The following is a 20018-nucleotide window of genomic DNA, read 5'->3' on the forward strand; positions in this document are numbered from 1 at the left end:
AACCGGAAGGCCCGGTCCTGTCGGCAGGATCCTTACTTGATCTTGCCTTCTTTGTATTCGACGTGCTGCCGGACGACCGGATCGAATTTGCGCACGGTCATCTTTTCGGTCATGGTGCGGGCGTTCTTCTTGGTCACATAGAAGTGGCCCGTGCCGGCGGTCGAGTTCAGCCGGATCTTGATGGTGGTCGGCTTCGCCATGTCATTGCTCCTGCTTCGGGGCAATCGCGCGGCGCAGACCCCGTGGAATTCGTTTGAAGCCCGCCTTTTAGCCATGGGCGGGCCGAAGTCAACCCGAATCGCCCCATTCGGGCGGCGATTTGCGCGGAGGGCCTGTAAGCCGGATTCTGTCCACCGCCGCTGGCGGCTGGATGACCATTCCTCTGGCCCGGCGGTTGCCCGCCGGATCAAGCTGCCTACCCGGACCTGCTGGGGCAAGGCGGCCCTGCGGATCGCTCCGCGCGCGGTCCCTATTCGGCATTGCTCCCGGTGGGGCTTGCCATGCGGGGCCTGTTGCCAGGCCCCCGGTGGGCTCTTACCCCACCGTTTCACCCTTACCCATGCGGACATGGGCGGTCTCGTTCTCTGTGGCGCTTTCCCTGGGGTTGCCCCCGCCGGGCGTTACCCGGCACCGTCGCCTCATGGAGTCCGGACTTTCCTCGACGTTGCCGCCGCGGTCATCCAGCCCTCCGCGCGGTGCCGATATGGCGGGGATGGGGCGCAGGGTCAATGCCGATGTCGCCCGGCCGAAATCCCCCCCGGCGAGGGGGGATATGGCGGGGATGGCTTCGACGGCGGCTCAGAAATCCAGCGTCGGGCCCAGCGTGACCGTCCGGCCCGGCGCGTAAAGCGGATACACGTCGCGCAGCAGATTGCGGTCCTATCGTCGCGGCCGACAACGGCCGCCGGTCGCCTCGACGTTTTCCTGGCCGTCGGCGATCAGGGTGATCGCGTCCAGAACGATGGTGCCCTGGGGCGCCGGGGCAGGCTGGGAGGCGGCGGTTGTTTCCAATGAAAAACCCCGGCCTTTCGACCGGGGTTTTCCGAACCGTCGCTGACCGGGATCAGCTTGCGGCCAGGTTGCGCAACACATAGTGCAGAACGCCGCCGTTCTTGAGGTATTCGATCTCGACCTCGGTATCGACGCGGGCCTTGAGCTGGATTTCCTTCGCCGTGCCGTCGGCATAGCGGATCGTGCAGGGCACCAGCGACAGCGGCTTGAAATCGCCCGCAAGGCCGTGGATCGACACCACCTCGTCGCCCTTCAGGCCCAGCGTCTTGCGGTTCTCGCCCGGCAGGAACTCGAACGGGACGACGCCCATCCCGACCAGGTTCGAGCGGTGGATGCGTTCGAAGGATTCGGCGATGACCGCCTTGACGCCCAGCAGGTTGGTGCCCTTGGCCGCCCAGTCGCGCGACGACCCGGCGCCGTATTCGACGCCGCCGAAGATCACCAGCGGGGTGCCGGCCGCCTGATATTCCATCGAGGCGTCGAAGATCGTCGTCTGCTGCCCGTCAGGCCCCTTGGTGAAGCCGCCTTCCACGCCGTCCAGCATCTCGTTCCTGATGCGGATATTGGCGAAGGTGCCGCGCATCATGATTTCGTGGTTGCCGCGGCGCGAACCGTAGCTGTTGAAATCCTTGGGCGCGACCTGCCGTTCGGTCAGGTATTTCCCCGCCGGGGTGGCGGGCTTGAACGACCCGGCCGGGCTGATGTGGTCGGTGGTGATCATGTCGCCCAGGATCGCCAGGACGCGCGCGCCCTCGATGTCGCTGATGACGCCCGCTTCCTTGGCCATGCCCTGGAAATAGGGCGGGTTCTGGATATAGGTCGAGGTCGGCGGCCAGTCATAGGTCTCGCTGTCGGTGACCTTGACCGCCTGCCAGCGGGTGTCGCCCTTGAACACATCGGCGTATTTCGACTGGAAGGCCTGCCGCGTGACGGTGGCGTGGACCAGATCGGCGATCTCCTGGTTGCTGGGCCAGATGTCCTTCAGATAGACATCGCGGCCTTCGGGCGTCTGGCCGATCGGATCGCGCGTCAGGTTGACGTTCAGATCGCCCGCGATGGCATAAGCCACGACCAGCGGCGGCGAGGCCAGGAAGTTCGCGCGCACGTCGGGACTGATGCGGCCCTCGAAGTTGCGGTTGCCCGACAGCACGGCGGTCGCCACCAGGTCGTTTTCGGCGATCGCCTTGGAAATCGCCGGATCGCCCAAGGGCCCCGAGTTGCCGATGCAGGTGGTGCAGCCATAGCCCACCAGGTTGAAGCCGATGGCGTCCAGATCCTCTTGCAGACCGGCCGCTTGCAGGTATTCGCCCACCACCTGCGATCCCGGCGCCAGCGAGGTCTTGACCCAGGGCTTGCGGTTCAGGCCAAGCGCGCGCGCCTTGCGGGCGACCAGCCCCGCCCCGATCATCACATAGGGATTCGAGGTGTTGGTGCAGCTGGTGATCGCCGCGATCACCACCGAACCGTCGCGGATCGAGTAATCGGTGCCCTCGACCGGGACGGTCCTGCGCACATCCTTGGCCGGGGCGATGACGGCGCCGCCTTCGGCGCCCATCTCCAGCGCGTCCTTGGACAGGTCGATGCCGCGATAATCGGCCACGACCTTGTAGAAGGCGCGGGCGGAATCGGTCAGCGGCAGATAGTCCTGCGGGCGCTTGGGACCAGAAATCGCGGGCACGATGCTGCCCATGTCCAGTTCCAGCGTCGAGGTATAGACCGGCGCGTAATCCGCCCCGCGCCAGAAGCCGTTCTGCCTGGCATAGGCTTCGACCAGGGCGATGCGATCCTCGTCCCGGCCGGTATTCCTCAGGTAACGGAGGGTTTCGTCGTCGATGGGGAAGAAGCCGCAGGTGGCGCCGTATTCGGGGGCCATGTTGGCGATGGTCGCGCGGTCGGCCAGCGGCAGGTTGTCCAAGCCTTCGCCGTAGAACTCGACGAACTTGCCGACCACGCCGTGTTTGCGCAGCATCGCCACGACCTTCAGCACCAGGTCGGTGGCGGTGGTGCCCTCGACCATCTTGCCGGTCAGCTTGAAGCCCACGACCTCGGGGATCAGCATCGACACGGGCTGGCCCAGCATCGCCGCCTCGGCCTCGATCCCGCCGACGCCCCAGCCCAGGACGGCCAGGCCGTTGACCATGGTGGTGTGGCTGTCGGTGCCCACCAGCGTGTCGGGATAGGCGACAAGCGCGCCGTTCTGGTCGGTGTCGGTCCAGACGGTCTGGGCCAGGTATTCCAGGTTCACCTGGTGGCAGATGCCGGTGCCGGGCGGCACCACGCGGAAGTTGTTGAACGCCTTCTGGCCCCATTTCAGGAAGGTATAGCGCTCGATGTTGCGTTCGTATTCCAGATCCACGTTCATCTGGAAGGCGCGCGGATTGCCGAATTCGTCGATCATCACCGAATGGTCGATGACCAGATCGACCGGGTTCAGCGGGTTGATCTTCTGCGCGTCGCCGCCCAGGCCGATGATGCCGTCGCGCATCGCCGCCAGATCCACCACGGCGGGCACGCCGGTGAAGTCCTGCATCAGCACGCGGGCGGGGCGATAGTTGATCTCTCGCGGGTTCTTGCCGCCCAGGGACGCCCAGTCGCCGAAGGCCCTGATGTCGTCGACCGAGACGGAAAAGCCGCCGTCCTCGAAGCGCAGCAGGTTTTCCAGCACCACCTTCAGCGCGGCGGGCAGGCGGGAAAAGTCGCCAAGCCCGGCTGCGGTCGCGGCGTCGATCGAGTAATAGGCGTATTCCTTGCCGCCCGCCGTCAGCGTGCGGCGCGTCTTGGCGGTGTCGGTTCCGATCTGGATGGGCATGGGGGCCTCCCTGTCTGCGAATTGGATGGGTCGGGCATGGATGGTCCCTGCTTTGCCCCATGCGGCGGGGCTGCGCAAGGGACTCGCGCCACAAATTGTATGCAATCGCATACCATAACGGCCGTTGTTGCTCAAGAGGCACGACGCCTGCGCCGGATCCTGCTTAACGAAGCGTTGATTTGTTCCCGGCGAGGCGGCGGGGTTAAGCAAGGTGAACGGATCAACCACGCATCGGACCTTCGGAATGCTGACCGTCACGGCAGCCAGACCCTCCAGACTTCTTGCCGCCGCCCTGTGCAGCCTGGCCATCGCGGCGGGCGGATCCGCCGGGGCGCAGGACGGCGGTCCGGGGGGGCCGGGCGAGGGGGGCGGCCTGTCCGCGATGGGCGCCCCTGTCGGGCCGGGCGGTGGCGGGCCGGGCGGTGGCGAAACGGGCGGTGGTGGGCAGGACGCCGAGGCGCCGGTCATCGCCGCGCCCAGCGATCCGGGCCGCTGGGCGCCGTCGCCATCCTCGACCTATGTGCCGTTCGAGACGGGCGGCTTCAACAGCTTCGCCGCCGGGGACATGACGCCGCCGCCGCTGGAGCATTACGGCTTCAACCCCGATGCCCTGCCGGTGGTGGTCGAGCTTTTCACCTCGCAGGGCTGTTCGTCCTGCCCGCCCGCCGACGCCATGCTGGCGGGCCTTCTGGACGAGCCGGACATCCTGCCCCTGTCCTTCCACGTCGATTACTGGGACTATCTGGGCTGGGCCGACAGCTTCGCCAGCCCCGCGTTCACCGAGCGTCAGGAGCGTTATGCCATGGCGGCGGGGGAACGGTCGGTCTATACGCCGCAGGTCATCGTCGACGGCCAGGACACCGCCGTCACGCTGGGACCGGCGCAATTGATGGGCCTGATCGACGCCAGCCGCCTGTCTCCCGCCACCATCAGCATCCGCCGCGACACCACCCCCAAGGGCGAGATGATCGAGCTGATGCCGCTGTCCGACCTGGGCGGGGGGGTGGACATCCTGCTGGTCCGCTATGCCCCCGAGCGCCGGGTCGAGATGACGGCCGGCGAGAATCGCGGCAAGGTCGTCACCTATACCAATGTCGTGCTGTCGCTGGACCGGCTGGCGGAATGGGACGGCGTGGCGGCGCTGCGCGTGACGGTCAGCCCCGACGGCGCGGCGGACGACCGCTTTCCCGACGATACCCGGCACGCCCTGCTGGTCCAGAAGGAAGACGGCGAGGACATGCCCGGTCCGATTCTGGCGGCGATCAGGCTGGACTAGGCGGGCGGTCGGGTTCGGGCGGTCGGGCAGGGCTTGCCCGGAGGCCCGCGATGCAGCAGAACGGGCCGGTCGGCCGGAACAAGGACAGGGATGCGATGAAGGAACCGAAAGCCTGGGTGTTGCAGGTGCTGGAATGGGGGCCGCTGCTTCTGTTCTTCGCGGTCTTCATGCTGAGCCGGGGATCGGAGGTCGCGCTGTGGGGCCGGACCTACACGCCGCTGGTCTTCGCCACCCTGGTCTTCATCCCGGCGCTGGCCCTGGCCACGCTGGTCCGCTGGCGGCTCACCGGCAAGCTGTCGCCGATGCAGATCGCGACGCTGGTGCTGGTCGCGGTCTTCGGCGGGCTGTCGGTCTGGCTGAACGATCCGCGCTTCTTCAAGATCAAGCCGACGATCATCTATCTGCTGTTCGCGGGGCTTCTGGGCTTCAGCTTCGCGACGGGGCGCAACTGGCTGCAAGCCGTCCTGTCCGAGGCCCTGCCGATGGATGCCCAAGGCTGGCGCAAGCTGACGCTGCGGATGGCGCTGCTGTTCCTGGGCCTGGCGGTCGCGAACGAGATCGTCTGGCGCAGCATGTCGGAAACCGCCTGGGTCTATTTCAAGACCTTCGGGATGCCGCTGGTGATCTTCGTCTTCCTGCTGGGCAATGCGGGCCTGTACCGCGCCCATTCGATCGAGGTTCCGACCGACGACGCGACGAAATAGCGTCGATTTTCCCCTTGGCCTCGGATCGGGCGGGATCAGGAAACGCGCCGCGTTTCCCCCCCCCCTTTTTGCGCGAGGGTGCAACCAGAGACGGCGCTGGCCGGGCCTTTGAGGCCCGGCGGTGGGGGAAGGTGAAGGGAATCGCGTGGCGAAGGCAAAGCCTTTACCGATCGGGCGGACCATACGGAAAAAGGCCGGTTCCCTTTGACCGCTATGCCCGCAGCCCGCCGAATTGCGCGGGCGCGGCCAGCAGGCGTGACCACCGGGGCTGCGTCCGGCCGGGCAGGCGGGTGCGCAGCATGGACAGGGGCAAGGCCCAGGGCTGCGCCAGGGCGGTGCGATAGAAATCGAACAGCCCGCGCCGCAGATAGGGCGACCAGTGCGACAGGCGCAGCGACGGCCGCTCGACCGGGAAGCCCAGCCGGTCCAGGGCGGCCAGGGTCGCCGCGTCGTCGATCTGCACGTCCAGCCAGTTGCCCGCCGGCCGGTCAAGGCCGAAGCCAAGCGCCTGCCTGCGGCCCCGGTCCAGCCACATCTCCATCGCGAAATCGAACAGGTCGTTTTCGCGCGACGTGATGTTCAGAACCTCGGCCCGGCGGCCTGCGGGGCTGTCCAGGGCGGCGGCGGCGGTGTCGCGGAACTCCGCGCCCGTCAGCAGGACGATCCGCCCGATGCTGCCCGGATCGGCGTGGTTCAGCGCCTGCAAGGCCACCCGCGCGCCCAGCGAATGCCCGATCAGCGCGACCGGCCGCCCGGCCTGACCGGCCAGATCCGACACCAGGGCCGCGACGGCGCGGCCCGCGTCGCCCGCGCGCGCATAGGCCCGGCCCAGCATCCCCCGCGCTTCCCAGCCGAAGGCCAGGGCCAGCCCCTCATCCGCGGCGTCGGCCCCGAAGCCCAGGGCGCGCGGCCAGGACAGGCCCCGGCGATGCGCGGGGTCCGGGTCCAGCGACAGGATGTGGCGGTGCGGGTCGCAATGCGGCGCGGCGGGGGAATAGCGATAGCCGTGGATCATCACGATCAGCGGCGCATGGCCGGGCAGGGCGCGGGCAGTGGGGAGCAACCCTTCGGGCAGCGCGCGATCCGCATCGACCTTGACCACAGGCATGGCGTTTTCCCCGTCTGTCTTGCCCGCAGGGCATAGGCGAAGGGTGCGACACCGGCGTGAAAGAACCGTTAAGGCTGCGTGACGCAGGGTGCGCGGGCGCCGTTTTCGCAGGCCGAAACCCGCGTATTCCGCGCCATGCCGTTTTCCCCATTGAATTTTCCACGCCTGGCCCTCTATGTTGCGTCTATGCGCCGCGCTTTCCGCAATCCTGGGTTGCGCGACGCCCACAGTTTCGCAGCGTGGCAGGTTTCGCACCGGGTTTCGGAAGGCGGGATCGGTCACGCGGGAAAGCCCGTCCGGTGCGCATCGCGATGCGGCCGGGCGAAAGCAGACAGCGGCGCGGCCGGCCCAACAGCCGCCGCGCGAACCGTAAGGAACAGACGCGATGACGCGCGAAAGGGACGGACTGGATCGGAACGGGGGGGCCGCAGGCCTGTCCCGCCGCATCGCCGTCGCCAGTGCCGCGCCCGTGTCCCCATCATCATATCGCGGCCTGCGTGCGGGGGTGTCATTGGCGCCGCCGGGCGCGCCCCCGCGCGAAAGACATAACAATGGCAAAGAAAATGCTGATCGACGCCACCCATGCCGAGGAAACTCGGGTGGTCGTGGTGGACGGAACCAAGGTCGAAGAATTTGATTTCGAGACCGTAAACAAGCGCCAGATCTCGGGCAACATCTACCTGGCCAAGGTGACGCGGGTCGAACCCTCGTTGCAGGCGGCCTTCGTGGATTACGGCGGAAACCGCCACGGTTTCCTGGCCTTCGCGGAAATCCACCCGGATTACTATCAGATCCCCGCCGCCGACCGCGCGGCGCTGATCGCCGAGGAAAGCGCCTATGCCGAGGCCCAGGAGGCCGAGGAGGCCGCCCGCGCCAGCCGCCGCCGCAAGCCGCAGGCCGAACGCGCCGGGACGGGCGAGGACATCGCCACCGCCGATGCCGCCCCCGAGGAGGGCACCGACGTCGCGCCCCAGGACGAGCCCGAGGCCGACCAGCACGATCACGATCACGATCACGACGGCGACGCCCCCGCCGCCGATGCCTCCGACAAGGACGAGGACATCGAATCGGTGGCCGAGGAAGACGTGGCCGAGGAAATCCGCGTTCAGAAAAAGCCGCGCGCCCGCCGCTACAAGATCCAGGAAGTGATCAAGGTCCGGCAGATCATGCTGGTCCAGGTCGTCAAGGAGGAACGCGGCAACAAGGGCGCCGCGCTGACCACCTATCTGTCGCTGCCCGGCCGCTATTGCGTGCTGATGCCCAACACCGCGCGCGGCGGCGGCATCAGCCGCAAGATCACCAATATCGCCGACCGCAAGAAGCTGAAGGACATCGCCGGGGAACTGGACGTGCCCAAGGGCGCGGGCCTGATCATCCGCACGGCGGGCAGCCAGCGGACCCGGACCGAAATCCGGCGCGACTATGAATACCTGCTGCGGCTGTGGGAACAGATCCGCGACCTGACCTTCAAGTCGGTGGCCCCGGCCGCGATCTACGAGGAAGGCGACCTGATCAAGCGGACCATCCGCGACCTCTACAACTCGGAAATCGAGGAGGTTCTGGTCGAGGGCGAGCGTGGCTATCGCGTCGCCAAGGACTTCATGAAGATGATCATGCCGACCCATTCCGGGGCCGTGCAGCAATATACCGACCAGATGCCGCTGTTCGCGCGCTATCAGGTGGAAAGCTATCTGTCGGGCATGTTCAACCCGACCGTGCAGTTGAAATCGGGCGGCTATATCGTCATCGGCGTGACCGAGGCGCTGGTGGCCATCGACGTGAACTCGGGCCGGGCCACCAAGGAAGGCTCCATCGAGGACACCGCGCTGAAGACCAACCTGGAGGCCGCCGACGAGGTCGCGCGCCAGTTGCGCCTGCGCGACCTGGCCGGGCTGATCGTCATCGACTTCATCGACATGGAGGAACGGCGCAATAATGCCGCGGTCGAGAAGCGGTTGAAGGACAAGCTGAAATCCGACCGCGCGCGGATCCAGGTGGGCCGCATCTCGGGCTTCGGCCTGATGGAGATGTCGCGCCAGCGGCTGCGTCCGGGGATGCTGGAATCGACGACCCAGCCCTGTCCGCATTGCCACGGCACCGGGCTGATCCGGTCCGATGACAGCCTGGCGCTGACCATCCTGCGCGCCATCGAGGAAGAGGGCACCCGCAAGCGCTCGCGCGAGGTGCTGGTCAAGGCGCCCGTCGCGGTGGCGAACTTCCTCATCAACCAGAAGCGCGAGCATATCGCCGGGATCGAGGCGCGCTATGGCCTGTCTGTCCGGCTTGAAGCCGATCCGTCGCTGATCTCGCCCGATTACGCCATCGAGAAGTTCAAGACCGCGACCCGCAACGTCCCCGAGATCTCGGCCCCGGTGCTGTCGGTCGATGCCGACCTGATGGCCCAGATCGACGACGAGGACGACGACCTGCCCGAGGAGATCGAGGCCGAGGTCGCCGAACCCGAGAGCGAGGTCTCTGCGTCCGACGAGCGGAACGACGAGGGCCGTTCGCGCCGCCGCCGCCGCCGCCGCCGCAAGGGCGGGGACCGCGCCGAGGGCGATGTGCCCGAGGCGGATGATGACGCCGAAGCCGGTGCCGAGGACATGGCCGAGACCGCGGATGAACCCGAGGTCGCCGAAGGAGAGGCCGCCGAGGCAGAGGCCGAAGGCAACGGCCGCAAGCGCCGGTCGCGGTCGCGCAGCCGTCGCCGCGGTGGCGATCTTCCCCGCGCCGAGGGACTGCCCGAGGTGGTCGATCTGGCCGAGGCCGCCGAGGAACCCGCCGAGGCGCTGCCGGGCCTGAACGCCCGCCCCGAACCGAAGGAGGTTCCGGCCGAGGACGGCGAGATCGTGCCTCTGTCTGAGATTGCCGCCGAACCCCAGGCCGCCGATCCCGAACCCCAGGCCCAAGCCTTCGTGCCCGCCGAACTGGTCGCGGTCGAGGTCGAGGAGACGATGGTCGAGGCCCTGGTGATCGACACCCCCGAACCGCAGGGTGCTGAACCCGAAGCGGACGGGGACCAATCCCGGCCTGCGCCGCAGGACTTGCCCGCCGAACCCGAGCCGGAAATGGCCGAGGCCGAGGCGGATCGTCCCAAGCGCCGGGGCTGGTGGTCCGGCAACCGCTGACGCCCGATCGCTGATGCCAGGGGGGCGCGGGACCACCGCGCCCCTTTTCTTGACCGGGGCGTGACGCGATGACCCATGGTCCGCGCGGAATCAATCGCTAGACTGCGCGCCATGCTGGGAATCGAACTCGCCACCGCCGCCTTCCTGCCCGCCGCCCTCGTGGCGCTGCTGGCGGGGATCCTGTCCTTCCTGTCGCCCTGCGTGCTGCCCATCGTGCCGCCCTATCTGGCCTATATGACCGGCGTGGGCGTGAACGGGCTGAAGGCGCGGGAACGCAGCGCCGTGCTGCCCGCGCTGTTCTTCGTGCTGGGCCTGTCCACGGTGTTCCTGATCATGGGCTTCGCGGCTTCCGCCTTCGGGCGGGCCTTCCTGCAATATCAGGATCTGCTGGCCAAGATCGCCGGCGTCATGGTGATCGTGATGGGCCTGCATTTCCTGCATGTGATCCGCATCCCGATCCTGGACCACGAGGCCCGGATGGAGGCGGGCAAGCAGGACGGCGGAGCCTTCGGCGCCTATGTCCTGGGCCTGGCCTTCGCCTTCGGCTGGACGCCCTGCATCGGCCCGCAACTGGGCATGATCCTGACGCTGGCCGCGACCGGGGGCGAATTGTCGCGCGGCACCGCGCTGCTGGCGGTCTATGCGCTTGGCCTGGGGATCCCGTTCCTGCTGGCCGCGGTGTTCATCAACCGCGCCATCGGGCTGATGAACCGCATCAAGCCCTGGCTGCATGTGATCGAACGGGCCATGGGCGCGCTGCTGCTGGTCGTGGGGGCGATGCTGCTGACCGGGGCGTTCTCGGCCTTTTCCTATTGGCTGCTTGAGACGTTTCCGGGGCTGGCGATGCTGGGATAAGCGTCAGACGCCCGCCAGCTTCCGCAACGCCTCGTCGATCCGGCTCTGCCAACCGGGACCGCCCGCCTTGAAATGCGCGATGACCTCGGGGCTGAGGCGGATCGACACCGGCACCTTGGTCGAGGCTTTCTGCGGGCCTCGGGTCCGGGGAAAGGCCGCCCGGATGTGATCGGGCAAGTCGCTGGCGGGCCGCACCCCGGCAGAGTCGGCGGCGGTCCATTCGGGGTTGTCGGGGTCGGTCACGGTCCGGCGGGGCATGGCGATCCATCTCTTTCCTGTGTGCCCGGCGAAGGCTGATCGCGCGAAGGGTGCCGTTCCGGTCGGTGAAGGCCAGGCAACGGGCCATCCCGTCGATTATCCCCCAGGCGCGATACCGGGTTTCGCCGTAGTCGTTTCGGCCATCCTCGATAAAGACAAGGATTTCGAGATCGGCCGCGCGCGCAAGCGTTATGCCATGCCTGGCGATGTTGAGTGCGTCTTTCGCGGCATCGAACTCGATCCGCATGGGTGTATATACGATTTGCGTGACGGACTGTCAAGCAAATCGTATATACGGCACGGCGCCCCGCAATCCCCAGTAGCGCGGAGCCTATTTTCGCGCTATGCTGATCGGCAGACCTGGACAACCAGGCGGATTTCTGAGGCAGTGACGGCGGTATCCCCATGACCGAGATGGTCTTTGGCACGACGCCCGTGCGGGCGGGCGACCCGATTCTTCCACGCTGGTGGCGCACGCTGGACAAATGGTCGCTGGCCTGCGTGCTGGGGCTGTTCGCCATCGGCATCCTGCTGGGGCTGGCGGCATCCGTCCCGCTGGCGGAAAAGAACGACCTGCCGCGCTTCTACTATGTCCAGCGGCAGGCGGTGTTCGGCGGCATGGCCCTGGTGATCATGCTGGTGATCTCGATGATGTCGCCGCGCCAGATCCGGCGCATCGGGGTGATGGGCTTTGCGGCGGCCTTCGTGCTGATCCTGCTGCTGCCCCTGATCGGCGAGGATCACGGCAAGGGCGCGACCCGCTGGCTGTCCATCGCCGGGATCTCGATGCAGCCGTCCGAGTTCCTGAAGCCCGGCTTTGTCGCCATCTGCGCCTGGTTCATGGCCGCCGCGCAGTCCATCGGCGGCCCGCCGGGCAGGCTTTATTCCTTTGTCACCGCCATGGTCGTGGTGATCCTGCTGGCCTTGCAGCCGGATTTCGGTCAGGCCTCGCTGGTGCTGTTTTCCTGGCTGGTGATGTATTTCGTCGCGGGCGCGCCGATGGTGCTGCTGATGTCCGTCATGGCCATCGCGGCACTGGGCGGGTTCTTCGCCTATGGCGCGTCGGAACATTTCGCCCGGCGCATCAACGGCTTCCTGAACCCCGAAATCGACCCGCGCACCCAGATCGGCTATGCCACCAAGGCCATCCAGGACGGCGGCTTCTTCGGCGTCGGCGTGGGCGAGGGCAGCGTGAAATGGTCGCTGCCCGATGCGCATACCGACTTCATCATCGCGGTGGCGGCCGAGGAATACGGCACCGTCCTGGTGCTGGCAGTCATCGCCCTTTACTGCACCATCGTCGTGCGGTCGCTGCTGCGGCTGCTGCGCGAACGCGATCCCCTCGCGCGCATCGCCGGGGCGGGGCTGGCCTGCGCCTTCGGCGTGCAGGCGCTGATCAACATGGGCGTGGCGGTGCGCCTGCTGCCCGCCAAGGGCATGACGCTGCCCTTCGTCAGCTATGGCGGGTCGTCGGTGATCGCATCGGGCATCGCCGCCGGGATGCTGCTGGCGCTGACCCGGACCCGCCCTCAGGGCGAACTGGCCGAGATCCTGCGCCGGGGCCGGGGATGACCGCGCCGACGAATACGCCCCTGGCCCTGATCGCCGCCGGAGGAACCGGCGGCCACATGTTTCCCGCGCAGGCCCTGGCCGAGCTGTTGCTGGACCGGGGCTGGCGCGTCAAGCTGTCGACCGACGACCGGGGCGCGCGCTATGCGGGCGGCTTCCCCGATGCGGTCGAACGCAGCGTCGTGCGGTCGGCCACGACCGCGCGCGGCGGGCTGTGGGGCAAGCTGACGGCGCCCGTGAAGATCGCCGCCGGTGTGCTGGCCGCGAGAACCGGCCTGCGCCGCGACCGGCCCGCCGTGGTGATCGGCTTCGGCGGCTATCCGACGATCCCGGCGCTGTCGGCGGCCGTGACGCTGGGGCTGCCCCGGATGATCCATGAACAGAACGGCGTGATGGGCCGCGTGAACCGGCTGTTCGCGCGCCGGGTGCAGCGGATCGCCTGCGGCACCTGGCCCACCGACCTGCCCGACGGCGCGACCGCCGTCCATACCGGCAACCCGGTCCGCCAGGCGGTGCTGGACCAGGCGGCGTCGCCCTATGCCCCGCCGGGCGAGGGGCCGCTGCATCTGCTGGTGATCGGCGGCAGCCAGGGCGCGCGGGTCTTGTCCGACGTGATTCCCGCCGCCGTCGCCGCCCTGCCGGACGACATGCGCGCCCGGCTGCGCGTCAGTCACCAGGCGCGGGCCGAGGATCGGGACCGCGTGATCGCCGCCTATGCGGACGCGGGCATCAGCGCCGATGTGCAGCCCTTCTTCACCGACGTTCCCGACCGCATCGCCCGGGCCCAGCTTGTCGTCAGCCGGTCGGGCGCGTCCTCGCTGGCCGACATCACCGTGATCGGCCGCCCGGCGATCCTGATCCCCTATGCGGCGGCGGCGGGCGACCACCAGACCGCCAATGCGCAATCCCTGGCCGAGGCGGGCGCGGCGCTGATCCATCCCGAATCGGTGCTTGACGCGCCCGGCCTGACGCGCGACATCCGCGCGATCCTGAACGATCCCGCCCGCGCCAGCCAGATGGCCGCCGCCGCGCTGTTCCTGTCCCGCCCCGACGCCGCGCGGCGTCTGTACGACCTTGTCACGGAGATTGCCCGATGAATGCCGCCACCAAACTGCCGCACGAGCTGGGGCCGATCCATTTCATCGGCATCGGCGGCATCGGCATGTCGGGCATCGCAGAGGTGCTGCTGACCCTGGGCTATGACGTGCAGGGCAGCGACGCGAAGAAATCGAAGATCACCGACCGGCTGGAGACCCTGGGCGCGCGCGTCTTCGAAGGCCAGCGGGCCGAGAATATCGGGGCTGCGGGCGTGGTGGTGATCTCGACCGCGATCAAGAAGGGCAACCCCGAGCTTGAGGAGGCGCGGCGCCGTGGCCTGCCTGTCGTCCGCCGGGCCGAGATGCTGGCCGAACTGATGCGGATGAAATCGAACATCGCCATCGCGGGCACCCATGGCAAGACCACCACCACGACCATGGTGGCGACGCTCTTGGACGCGGGCGGGCTGGATCCGACCGTCATCAACGGCGGCGTGATCCATGCCTATGGGTCGAACGCGCGGGCCGGTGCGGGCGAATGGATGGTGGTCGAGGCCGACGAATCGGACGGCAGCTTCAACCGCCTGCCCGCCGACATCGCCATCGTCACCAATATCGACCCCGAGCATATGGAGCATTGGGGCAGCTTTGACGCGCTGCGCCAGGGCTTCCTGAACTTCGCCTCGGGGATTCCCTTCTACGGTCTGGCCGTCTGCTGCACCGATCACCCCGAGGTGCAGGCCCTGGTCGGCAAGCTGACCGACCGCCGCGTCGTGACCTTCGGCTTCAACGCCCAGGCCGATGTGCGGGCCATGAACCTGCGCTATGAGAACGGCATCGCCCATTTCGACATCGCCCTGCAAGGCGAAGGCCCGACCGAGACGGGCGATATCGAGATGATCGAGGGGTGCAGCCTGCCCATGCCCGGCGATCACAACGTCTCGAACTGCCTGGCCGCCGTGGCCGTCGCCCGCCACCTGGGCATCAAGAAGGCCGAGATCCGCGAGGCTCTGGCGAAATTCGGCGGCGTCGGCCGCCGTTTCACCCGCGTGGGCGAGGTCAACGGGGTGACGATCATCGACGACTATGGCCACCACCCGGTCGAGATCGCCGCCGTGCTGAAGGCCGCGCGCCAAGCCACCAAGGGCCGGGTCATCGCGGTGCATCAGCCGCACCGCTTCAGCCGCCTGTCGAACCTGTTCGACGATTTCTGCACCTGCTTCAACGAGGCCGACGTGGTCGCCATCGCCGAGGTCTATGCGGCGGGCGAGGATCCGATCCCCGGCGCCACCCGCGACGATCTGGTGGCGGGGCTGATCGCCCATGGCCATCGCCACGCCCGCGCGATCCTGGACGAAAACGACCTGGAACGGCTGGTGCGCGAACAGGCCCGGCCCGGCGACATGGTGGTCTGCCTGGGGGCGGGCACCATCTCGACCTGGGCCAACGGGTTGCCGGAACGGTTGCAGGGGCGGGCCGCATGATCCATTCGGCGGTCCTGGCGCTTGCGGTGGTGGCGGGCTGGCTGGCCCTGGCCGTGCTGCAACGGCGCCTGCCCGTGCGGCAGCGGTCGCGGGCCTTCTGGGCGCTGATCGTGACCGGCATCCCGGTGCTGGGCTGGCTGACCCTGACGGGCGGCCCGATAGCCGGCGTCGCGGGTCTTGCCCTGGGCTTCGCCATCCTGCTGCGCGCCCCGCGCCGCAGGCCGGGCAAGCGGGCCATGCCGCCCCTGGACTGACCGCCGTTCGGGCCGGTCCGAACCGACCTGCTGATCAACAGGGCCAGCCGCTGGACGGTGCCATGCGCCGCCAGCGGATCGCCCCTGGTCAAGGTGCGGGCCGCGATGCGTCGGGCGGGGCGCGGTTGACCTGTCCTGCCCGGCTGGCTACCACATCGCCATGACCCCTGATCTTCCGCCGACCCGTGGCACCCTGACCCCCGACCGTCCGCTGGACGCCCTGACCTGGCTGCGCGTGGGCGGCCCCGCCGACTGGCTGTTCCAACCGGCGGACGAGGATGACCTGGCCGATTTCCTGCGCGCCCTCGATCCCTCGGTCCCGGTCTTTCCGATCGGCGTCGGCAGCAACCTGATCGTGCGCGACGGCGGCATCCGGGGCGTGGTGATCCGCCTGGGCCGGGGCTTCAACGGCATCACGGTCGAGGGCGACCGGGTGACCGCAGGCGCCGCCGCGCTTGACGCCCATGTAGCGCGCCGGGCGGCGGATGGCGGGCTGGATCTGACCTTCCTGCGCACCATCCCCGGCAGCATCGGCGGCGCGGTGCGCATGAACGCGGGCTGTTACGGCAGCTATGTCGCCGATCACCTGATCGAGGCCCGCGGCGTCACCCGCGACGGCAGGCGCATCGTGCTGACCCCCGACGACCTGCGCTTCGCCTATCGTCACGCCGACCTGCCCGAGGGCTGCGTCCTGACCGAGGCCACTTTCCGCGCGTCCCCCGGCGATCCCGACGCCTTGCACCAGAAGATGGCCGACCAGCTTGCCCGGCGCGACGAGACCCAGCCCACCAAGGACCGCAGCGCCGGATCCACCTTCCGCAACCCGGCCGGGTTCAGCTCGACCGGACTGGCCGATGATGTCCACGACCTGAAGGCGTGGTCGCTGATCGACCGGGCGGGCCTGCGCGGCCACAGCTGGGGCGGGGCGCAGATGTCGGAAAAGCATCCCAATTTCCTGCTGAACACCGGCGGGGCCACGGCCGCCGAACTGGAAGCCCTGGGCGAACTGGTCCGCCGCCGCGTCCTGGAAGACAGCGGCCACGAATTGCAGTGGGAGGTGATCCGCGTGGGCGATCCCCTGCCTCATGCAACCCAGAATTGATCAACGATTCCTCCAACAATCTTTGGCAGATAGCTAAATTTGTCCTTTTGCGATTTCCGCGCATCCGCTATTCTTGTCCGATAAGCGCAGGATCGGGACCAACCCGGCCGCGCGGGACAGGAAATCCCGGACCAACCGGGACGAAAGGCGAAACGTGGCGGGCAGGTCGAGCAGGACAGCCCCTACCGTAGCCGTTCTGATGGGCGGACCCTCGGCCGAACGAGAGGTGTCGCTGTCATCGGGGCGCGAATGCGCGGATGCGCTGCGGGTGGCGGGCTATGACGTGATCGAGGTCGAACTCGGTTCCGAACGCGGCGGCGATCTGGTCGCCCGCCTTGCCGGTCTGCGCGCCGATGTCGTCTTCAACGCCCTGCATGGCCGGTGGGGAGAGGATGGCTGCATCCAGGGCCTGCTGGAATGGCTGGGCCTGCCCTATACCCATTCGGGCGTGCTGGCCTCGGCCCTGGCGATGGACAAGACGCGGGCCAAGGACGCGCTGCGCACCGCCGGACTGCCGGTCGTGGACAGCATGATCGCCGATGCGGCCGAGGTGCGCGCCCGCCATGTCCTGCCGCCGCCCTATGTGGTCAAGCCGAACGACGAGGGGTCGTCCGTGGGCGTCTATATCGTCCATGACGGCGCCAACCAGCCGCCGCAACTGGCCGATACCATGCCCGCGCGGGTGATGGTCGAAACCTATGCGCCGGGCCGGGAACTGACCACCGCCGTTCTGGGCGACCGCGCCCTGGGCGTGACCGAGATCATCACCGAGGGCTGGTATGACTATGCCGCGAAATACACGGTCGGCGGTTCGCGCCATGTGATCCCGGCGGATATTCCCGCCGACATCACCGCGGCCTGCCTGGATTACGCCGTCCGCGCCCATGACGCCCTGGGCTGCCGGGGCCTGTCGCGCACCGATTTCCGCTGGGACGACAGGCGGGGCCTCGACGGGCTGATCCTGCTGGAGGTGAACACCCAGCCCGGCATGACGCCCACCTCGCTGGCCCCCGAACAGGCGGCCCATGCGGGCCTGGATTTCCCCGCCCTGATGCGCTGGATGGTCGAGGACGCGCTGTGCCGGACGTGATCGACCACCGCCCGAACCGCCAGCCGCAGCAGCCCCCGGCGCAGCCCAGGCGTGACCCGGCGCCGTCGCGGCTGCAATACCGGCTGGAACGGATGTGGCTGCGCCCGATCTGGCGCCGCGCCGTCCGGGTCGGCGTCCCGGCCTTCCTGGTCGCCATGACGGCGGGGCTGTGGCTGTCCGATCCCGACCGCCGCGCGCTGCTGACCGACGGCGTGCAGCAGATCATGACCAAGGTCCAGAGCCGAGAGGAATTCCAGGTCCGGATCATGACGGTCGAGGGCGCGTCCCCGGTGGTGGACAAGGCGCTGCGGGCGATGCTGCCGGTCGATCTGCCCGCCTCCAGCTTCGACATCGACCTGACCGCGCTGCGCTTGCAGGTGATGCAGCTTGACGTGATCGAATCCATCGACCTGCGCATCAAGCCGGGCGGGATCCTGTCGGCCGTGGTCAAGGAACGCGAACCCGCGATCCTGTGGCGCCATGCGCGCGGGATCGAGATCCTGGACAGGACCGGCCACCGCGTCGCCTCGGTCACCGCGCGCGACGTGCGCCCCGACCTGCCGCTGATCGCGGGCGAGGGCGCGGATCTGGCGGTCCCCGAGGCGCTGGCCCTGATCGACGCCGCCGGGCCGATCCTGCCGCGCGTGCGCGGCCTGGTGCGGCGGGGCGAACGCCGCTGGGATCTGGTGCTGGATCACGGCCAGCGGATCATGCTGCCCGCCCAGGGCGCGCTGATCGCGATCGAGGCCGCCATCGCCCTGGACCACGCCCAGGACATGCTGGGCCGCGACATCGCGGTGATCGACCTGCGCAACCCCTCGCGTCCGGTGATGCGGCTGGGGATCGACGCGCGCAACACCATTCGCCAGGCGCGCGGCCAGCCGATCCTGGGACCGGACGGCAAGGTGATTCAGGAAGACGAAAAGAAAGGGGGCTAGGGCTATGGCGGAACTGTACCAGACGCAGCGGGCGATGCGGAACATCCGCCGGGCGGCCCTGCAACGCGGCGTGATCGGCATCCTGGACATCGGCACGTCCAAGATCGCCTGCCTGGTCCTGCGCTTCGACGGCACCGGCACCTTCCGCGAGACCGACGGCGTGGGACCGATGGCGGGGCAGGTGAATTTCCGCGTGATCGGCGCGGCCTCGACCCGGTCGCGCGGGATGCGGCGCGGCCAGATCGACGTGATGGCCGAAACCGAACGCGCGATCCGCACGGTGGTCGCCGCGGCGCAGAAGGTCGCGGGCGTGCGCGTCGATCACGTCATCGCCTGCCTGTCGGGCGGCCGCCCGGCATCCTATGGCCTGGCGGGGGAAATCACGCTGGAGGCGGGGCGGGTCCACGATCACGACGTGGCCTCGGTCCTGGCGGCCTGCGACGCGCCCGATTTCGGCCGGGGCCGAGAGGTTCTGCACGCCCAGCCGGTGAACTTCGCCGTCGACAATCGCAGCGGCTTGGGCGATCCGCGCGATCATGCCGGCAACCGGCTGGCCTGCGACATGCATGTGCTGACGGTGGATGGCGACGTGATCGGCAACCTGGTGCAATGCATCCGCCGCTGCGACCTGGAACTGGCGGGCGTCGCCTCGGCCTCTTACGCCTCGGCGCGGGCGTCGCTGGTCGAGGACGAACAGGAACTGGGCGCGGCCTGCATCGACTTTGGCGGCGGCGGCACGGGCGTGTCGATTTTTGTTAAGAAACACATGATCTTCGCCGACAATGTTAAAATCGGTGGCCAGCTTGTCACCCAGGACATCGCCCAGGGCCTGCGGGTGCCGCTGCCGGTCGCGGAACGGCTGAAGACCCTGAACGGCGGGGTCGAGGCCACCGGCCGCGACGACCGCGACATGCTGGATACCGGCGCGGGCAGCGGCGAATGGGACGCCGACCGCCGCCCGGTCAGCCGCGCCGACCTGATCGGCATCATGCGCCCCAGGGTCGAGGAGATTCTGGAAGGCGTGCGCGAAGTGCTTGACGCGGCGGGGTTTGATTCGATGCCCAGCCAGCAGATCGTGCTGACCGGCGGCGGCAGCCAGATCCCCGGCCTGGACGGTCTGGCGGCGCGCATCCTGGGGCCGAACATCCGCTGCGGGCGTCCGCTGCGTATCGACGGGCTGGCGCACCAGTTCACCGATCCGGGTTTTTCCAGTGCCGTGGGCCTGGCGCTGTTCGCGGCCCATCCCCAGGACGAATGGTGGGATTTCGAGATGCCCGCCCACAGCTATCCGACGCGCAGCCTGCGCCGCGCCTATCGCTGGTTCAGGAACAACTGGTGATCTCGGATCTATACATCGCGTGGTGTCGCGCTTGCGCCACCGCATTCAACCTTATT

Annotated in this window: 16 protein-coding genes, 1 other RNA gene and 1 pseudogene; 12 read left to right on the top strand and 6 right to left on the bottom strand. The window is 68.3% G+C overall.

What is annotated here, in order from left to right:
* Positions 1–32 precede the first annotated feature (32 nt).
* From rpmG to acnA, 3 genes are all read right to left on the bottom strand, one after another.
* Entirely contained in the window at positions 33–200 is a 168-nt protein-coding gene (gene rpmG / locus PXD02_RS04485) for a 50S ribosomal protein L33 (RefSeq protein ID WP_089389030.1), read from the bottom strand.
* 119 nt (positions 201–319) lie between these two features.
* An RNA gene (rnpB, locus tag PXD02_RS04490) (RNase P RNA component class A) lies at positions 320–692 on the bottom strand.
* Between the two features lie 371 nt (positions 693–1063).
* Entirely contained in the window at positions 1064–3820 is a 2757-nt protein-coding gene (gene acnA, locus PXD02_RS04495; protein WP_275105722.1) for an aconitate hydratase AcnA, read from the bottom strand.
* Between the two features lie 211 nt (positions 3821–4031).
* Between acnA and PXD02_RS04500 the strand changes: the two genes are divergently transcribed.
* Together PXD02_RS04500 and PXD02_RS04505 are read left to right on the top strand one after the other, a co-directional pair.
* A complete protein-coding gene (locus tag PXD02_RS04500; RefSeq protein ID WP_275105723.1) occupies positions 4032–5096 on the top strand; it encodes a DUF1223 domain-containing protein in 1065 nt (354 codons plus the stop codon).
* Between the two features lie 95 nt (positions 5097–5191).
* Positions 5192–5800, top strand: coding sequence for an inner membrane-spanning protein YciB (locus PXD02_RS04505; protein WP_275105724.1), 609 nt, complete (start codon positions 5192–5194; stop codon positions 5798–5800).
* A 211-nt stretch (positions 5801–6011) separates the two neighbouring features.
* On the opposite strand, the gene PXD02_RS04510 is transcribed toward PXD02_RS04505, so the two are convergent.
* On the bottom strand, positions 6012–6908 hold the full coding sequence (locus tag PXD02_RS04510; protein ID WP_275105725.1) for an alpha/beta fold hydrolase: 897 nt from the start codon (positions 6906–6908) through the stop codon (positions 6012–6014).
* 551 nt (positions 6909–7459) lie between these two features.
* Here PXD02_RS04510 and PXD02_RS04515 point away from each other — a divergent pair.
* Both PXD02_RS04515 and PXD02_RS04520 read left to right on the top strand, forming a co-directional pair.
* On the top strand, positions 7460–10036 hold the full coding sequence (locus tag PXD02_RS04515) for an Rne/Rng family ribonuclease (protein ID WP_275105726.1): 2577 nt from the start codon (positions 7460–7462) through the stop codon (positions 10034–10036).
* Positions 10037–10147: 111 nt separating this feature from the next.
* Positions 10148–10891, top strand: a complete 744-nt coding sequence (locus PXD02_RS04520; RefSeq protein ID WP_275105727.1) for a cytochrome c biogenesis CcdA family protein — start codon at positions 10148–10150, stop codon at positions 10889–10891.
* A gap of 3 nt (positions 10892–10894) precedes the next feature.
* Here the strand turns inward: PXD02_RS04520 and PXD02_RS04525 are convergent, their stop codons facing one another.
* Positions 10895–11149, bottom strand: a complete 255-nt coding sequence (locus PXD02_RS04525; protein WP_275105728.1) for a BrnA antitoxin family protein — start codon at positions 11147–11149, stop codon at positions 10895–10897.
* A 70-nt stretch (positions 11150–11219) separates the two neighbouring features.
* Positions 11220–11396, bottom strand: a pseudogene (locus tag PXD02_RS16845) (BrnT family toxin); the annotation flags it as partial.
* Between the two features lie 158 nt (positions 11397–11554).
* Between PXD02_RS16845 and ftsW the strand changes: the two are divergent.
* The 8 genes from ftsW to ftsA all read left to right on the top strand — a co-directional run bounded on the left by ftsW (position 11555) and on the right by ftsA (position 19962).
* Entirely contained in the window at positions 11555–12721 is a 1167-nt protein-coding gene (gene ftsW, locus PXD02_RS04535) for a putative lipid II flippase FtsW (RefSeq protein WP_275105730.1), read from the top strand.
* Positions 12718–13815 (top strand): UDP-N-acetylglucosamine--N-acetylmuramyl-(pentapeptide) pyrophosphoryl-undecaprenol N-acetylglucosamine transferase, encoded by a 1098-nt coding sequence (locus PXD02_RS04540; RefSeq protein WP_275105731.1) that lies wholly within the window; start codon positions 12718–12720, stop codon positions 13813–13815. Before ftsW ends, PXD02_RS04540 begins: the two co-directional genes overlap by 4 nt.
* Positions 13812–15239, top strand: coding sequence for a UDP-N-acetylmuramate--L-alanine ligase (gene murC / locus PXD02_RS04545; protein WP_275105732.1), 1428 nt, complete (start codon positions 13812–13814; stop codon positions 15237–15239). The genes PXD02_RS04540 and murC overlap by 4 nt, the downstream gene beginning before the upstream one ends.
* Entirely contained in the window at positions 15236–15493 is a 258-nt protein-coding gene (locus PXD02_RS04550; RefSeq protein WP_275105733.1) for a DUF2484 family protein, read from the top strand. The genes murC and PXD02_RS04550 overlap by 4 nt, the downstream gene beginning before the upstream one ends.
* 160 nt (positions 15494–15653) lie before the next feature.
* Positions 15654–16595, top strand: a complete 942-nt coding sequence (murB, locus tag PXD02_RS04555) for a UDP-N-acetylmuramate dehydrogenase (protein WP_275105734.1) — start codon at positions 15654–15656, stop codon at positions 16593–16595.
* Between the two features lie 199 nt (positions 16596–16794).
* Positions 16795–17685: a D-alanine--D-alanine ligase gene (locus tag PXD02_RS04560; protein WP_275105735.1), complete on the top strand. Its 891-nt coding sequence runs from the start codon at positions 16795–16797 to the stop codon at positions 17683–17685.
* The gene (locus PXD02_RS04565) at positions 17673–18623 is read left to right on the top strand and encodes a cell division protein FtsQ/DivIB (protein WP_275105736.1); all 951 of its coding nucleotides are present in this window, start codon (positions 17673–17675) and stop codon (positions 18621–18623) included. Before PXD02_RS04560 ends, PXD02_RS04565 begins: the two co-directional genes overlap by 13 nt.
* 4 nt (positions 18624–18627) lie before the next feature.
* A complete protein-coding gene (gene ftsA, locus PXD02_RS04570; protein ID WP_275105737.1) occupies positions 18628–19962 on the top strand; it encodes a cell division protein FtsA in 1335 nt (444 codons plus the stop codon).
* The last annotated feature ends 56 nt before the right edge of the window (positions 19963–20018 follow it).

This window comes from Paracoccus sp. S3-43 (assembly GCF_029027965.1).
Taxonomy (GTDB): Bacteria; Pseudomonadota; Alphaproteobacteria; order Rhodobacterales; family Rhodobacteraceae; genus Paracoccus.

Bases quoted from the DNA above. Each gene is read 5' to 3' on its own strand.
- rpmG (WP_089389030.1), bottom strand. From the start codon at position 200: ATGGCGAAGCCGACCACCATCAAGATCCGGCTGAACTCGACCGCCGGC.
- acnA (WP_275105722.1), bottom strand. From the start codon at position 3,820: ATGCCCATCCAGATCGGAACCGACACCGCCAAGACGCGCCGCACGCTG.
- PXD02_RS04505 (WP_275105724.1), top strand. From the start codon at position 5,192: ATGAAGGAACCGAAAGCCTGGGTGTTGCAGGTGCTGGAATGGGGGCCG.
- PXD02_RS04510 (WP_275105725.1), bottom strand. From the start codon at position 6,908: ATGCCTGTGGTCAAGGTCGATGCGGATCGCGCGCTGCCCGAAGGGTTG.
- PXD02_RS04515 (WP_275105726.1), top strand. From the start codon at position 7,460: ATGGCAAAGAAAATGCTGATCGACGCCACCCATGCCGAGGAAACTCGG.
- PXD02_RS04520 (WP_275105727.1), top strand. From the start codon at position 10,148: ATGCTGGGAATCGAACTCGCCACCGCCGCCTTCCTGCCCGCCGCCCTC.
- PXD02_RS04525 (WP_275105728.1), bottom strand. From the start codon at position 11,149: ATGCCCCGCCGGACCGTGACCGACCCCGACAACCCCGAATGGACCGCC.
- ftsW (WP_275105730.1), top strand. From the start codon at position 11,555: ATGACCGAGATGGTCTTTGGCACGACGCCCGTGCGGGCGGGCGACCCG.
- PXD02_RS04540 (WP_275105731.1), top strand. From the start codon at position 12,718: ATGACCGCGCCGACGAATACGCCCCTGGCCCTGATCGCCGCCGGAGGA.
- murC (WP_275105732.1), top strand. From the start codon at position 13,812: ATGAATGCCGCCACCAAACTGCCGCACGAGCTGGGGCCGATCCATTTC.
- PXD02_RS04550 (WP_275105733.1), top strand. From the start codon at position 15,236: ATGATCCATTCGGCGGTCCTGGCGCTTGCGGTGGTGGCGGGCTGGCTG.
- murB (WP_275105734.1), top strand. From the start codon at position 15,654: ATGACCCCTGATCTTCCGCCGACCCGTGGCACCCTGACCCCCGACCGT.
- PXD02_RS04560 (WP_275105735.1), top strand. From the start codon at position 16,795: ATGGGCGGACCCTCGGCCGAACGAGAGGTGTCGCTGTCATCGGGGCGC.
- ftsA (WP_275105737.1), top strand. From the start codon at position 18,628: ATGGCGGAACTGTACCAGACGCAGCGGGCGATGCGGAACATCCGCCGG.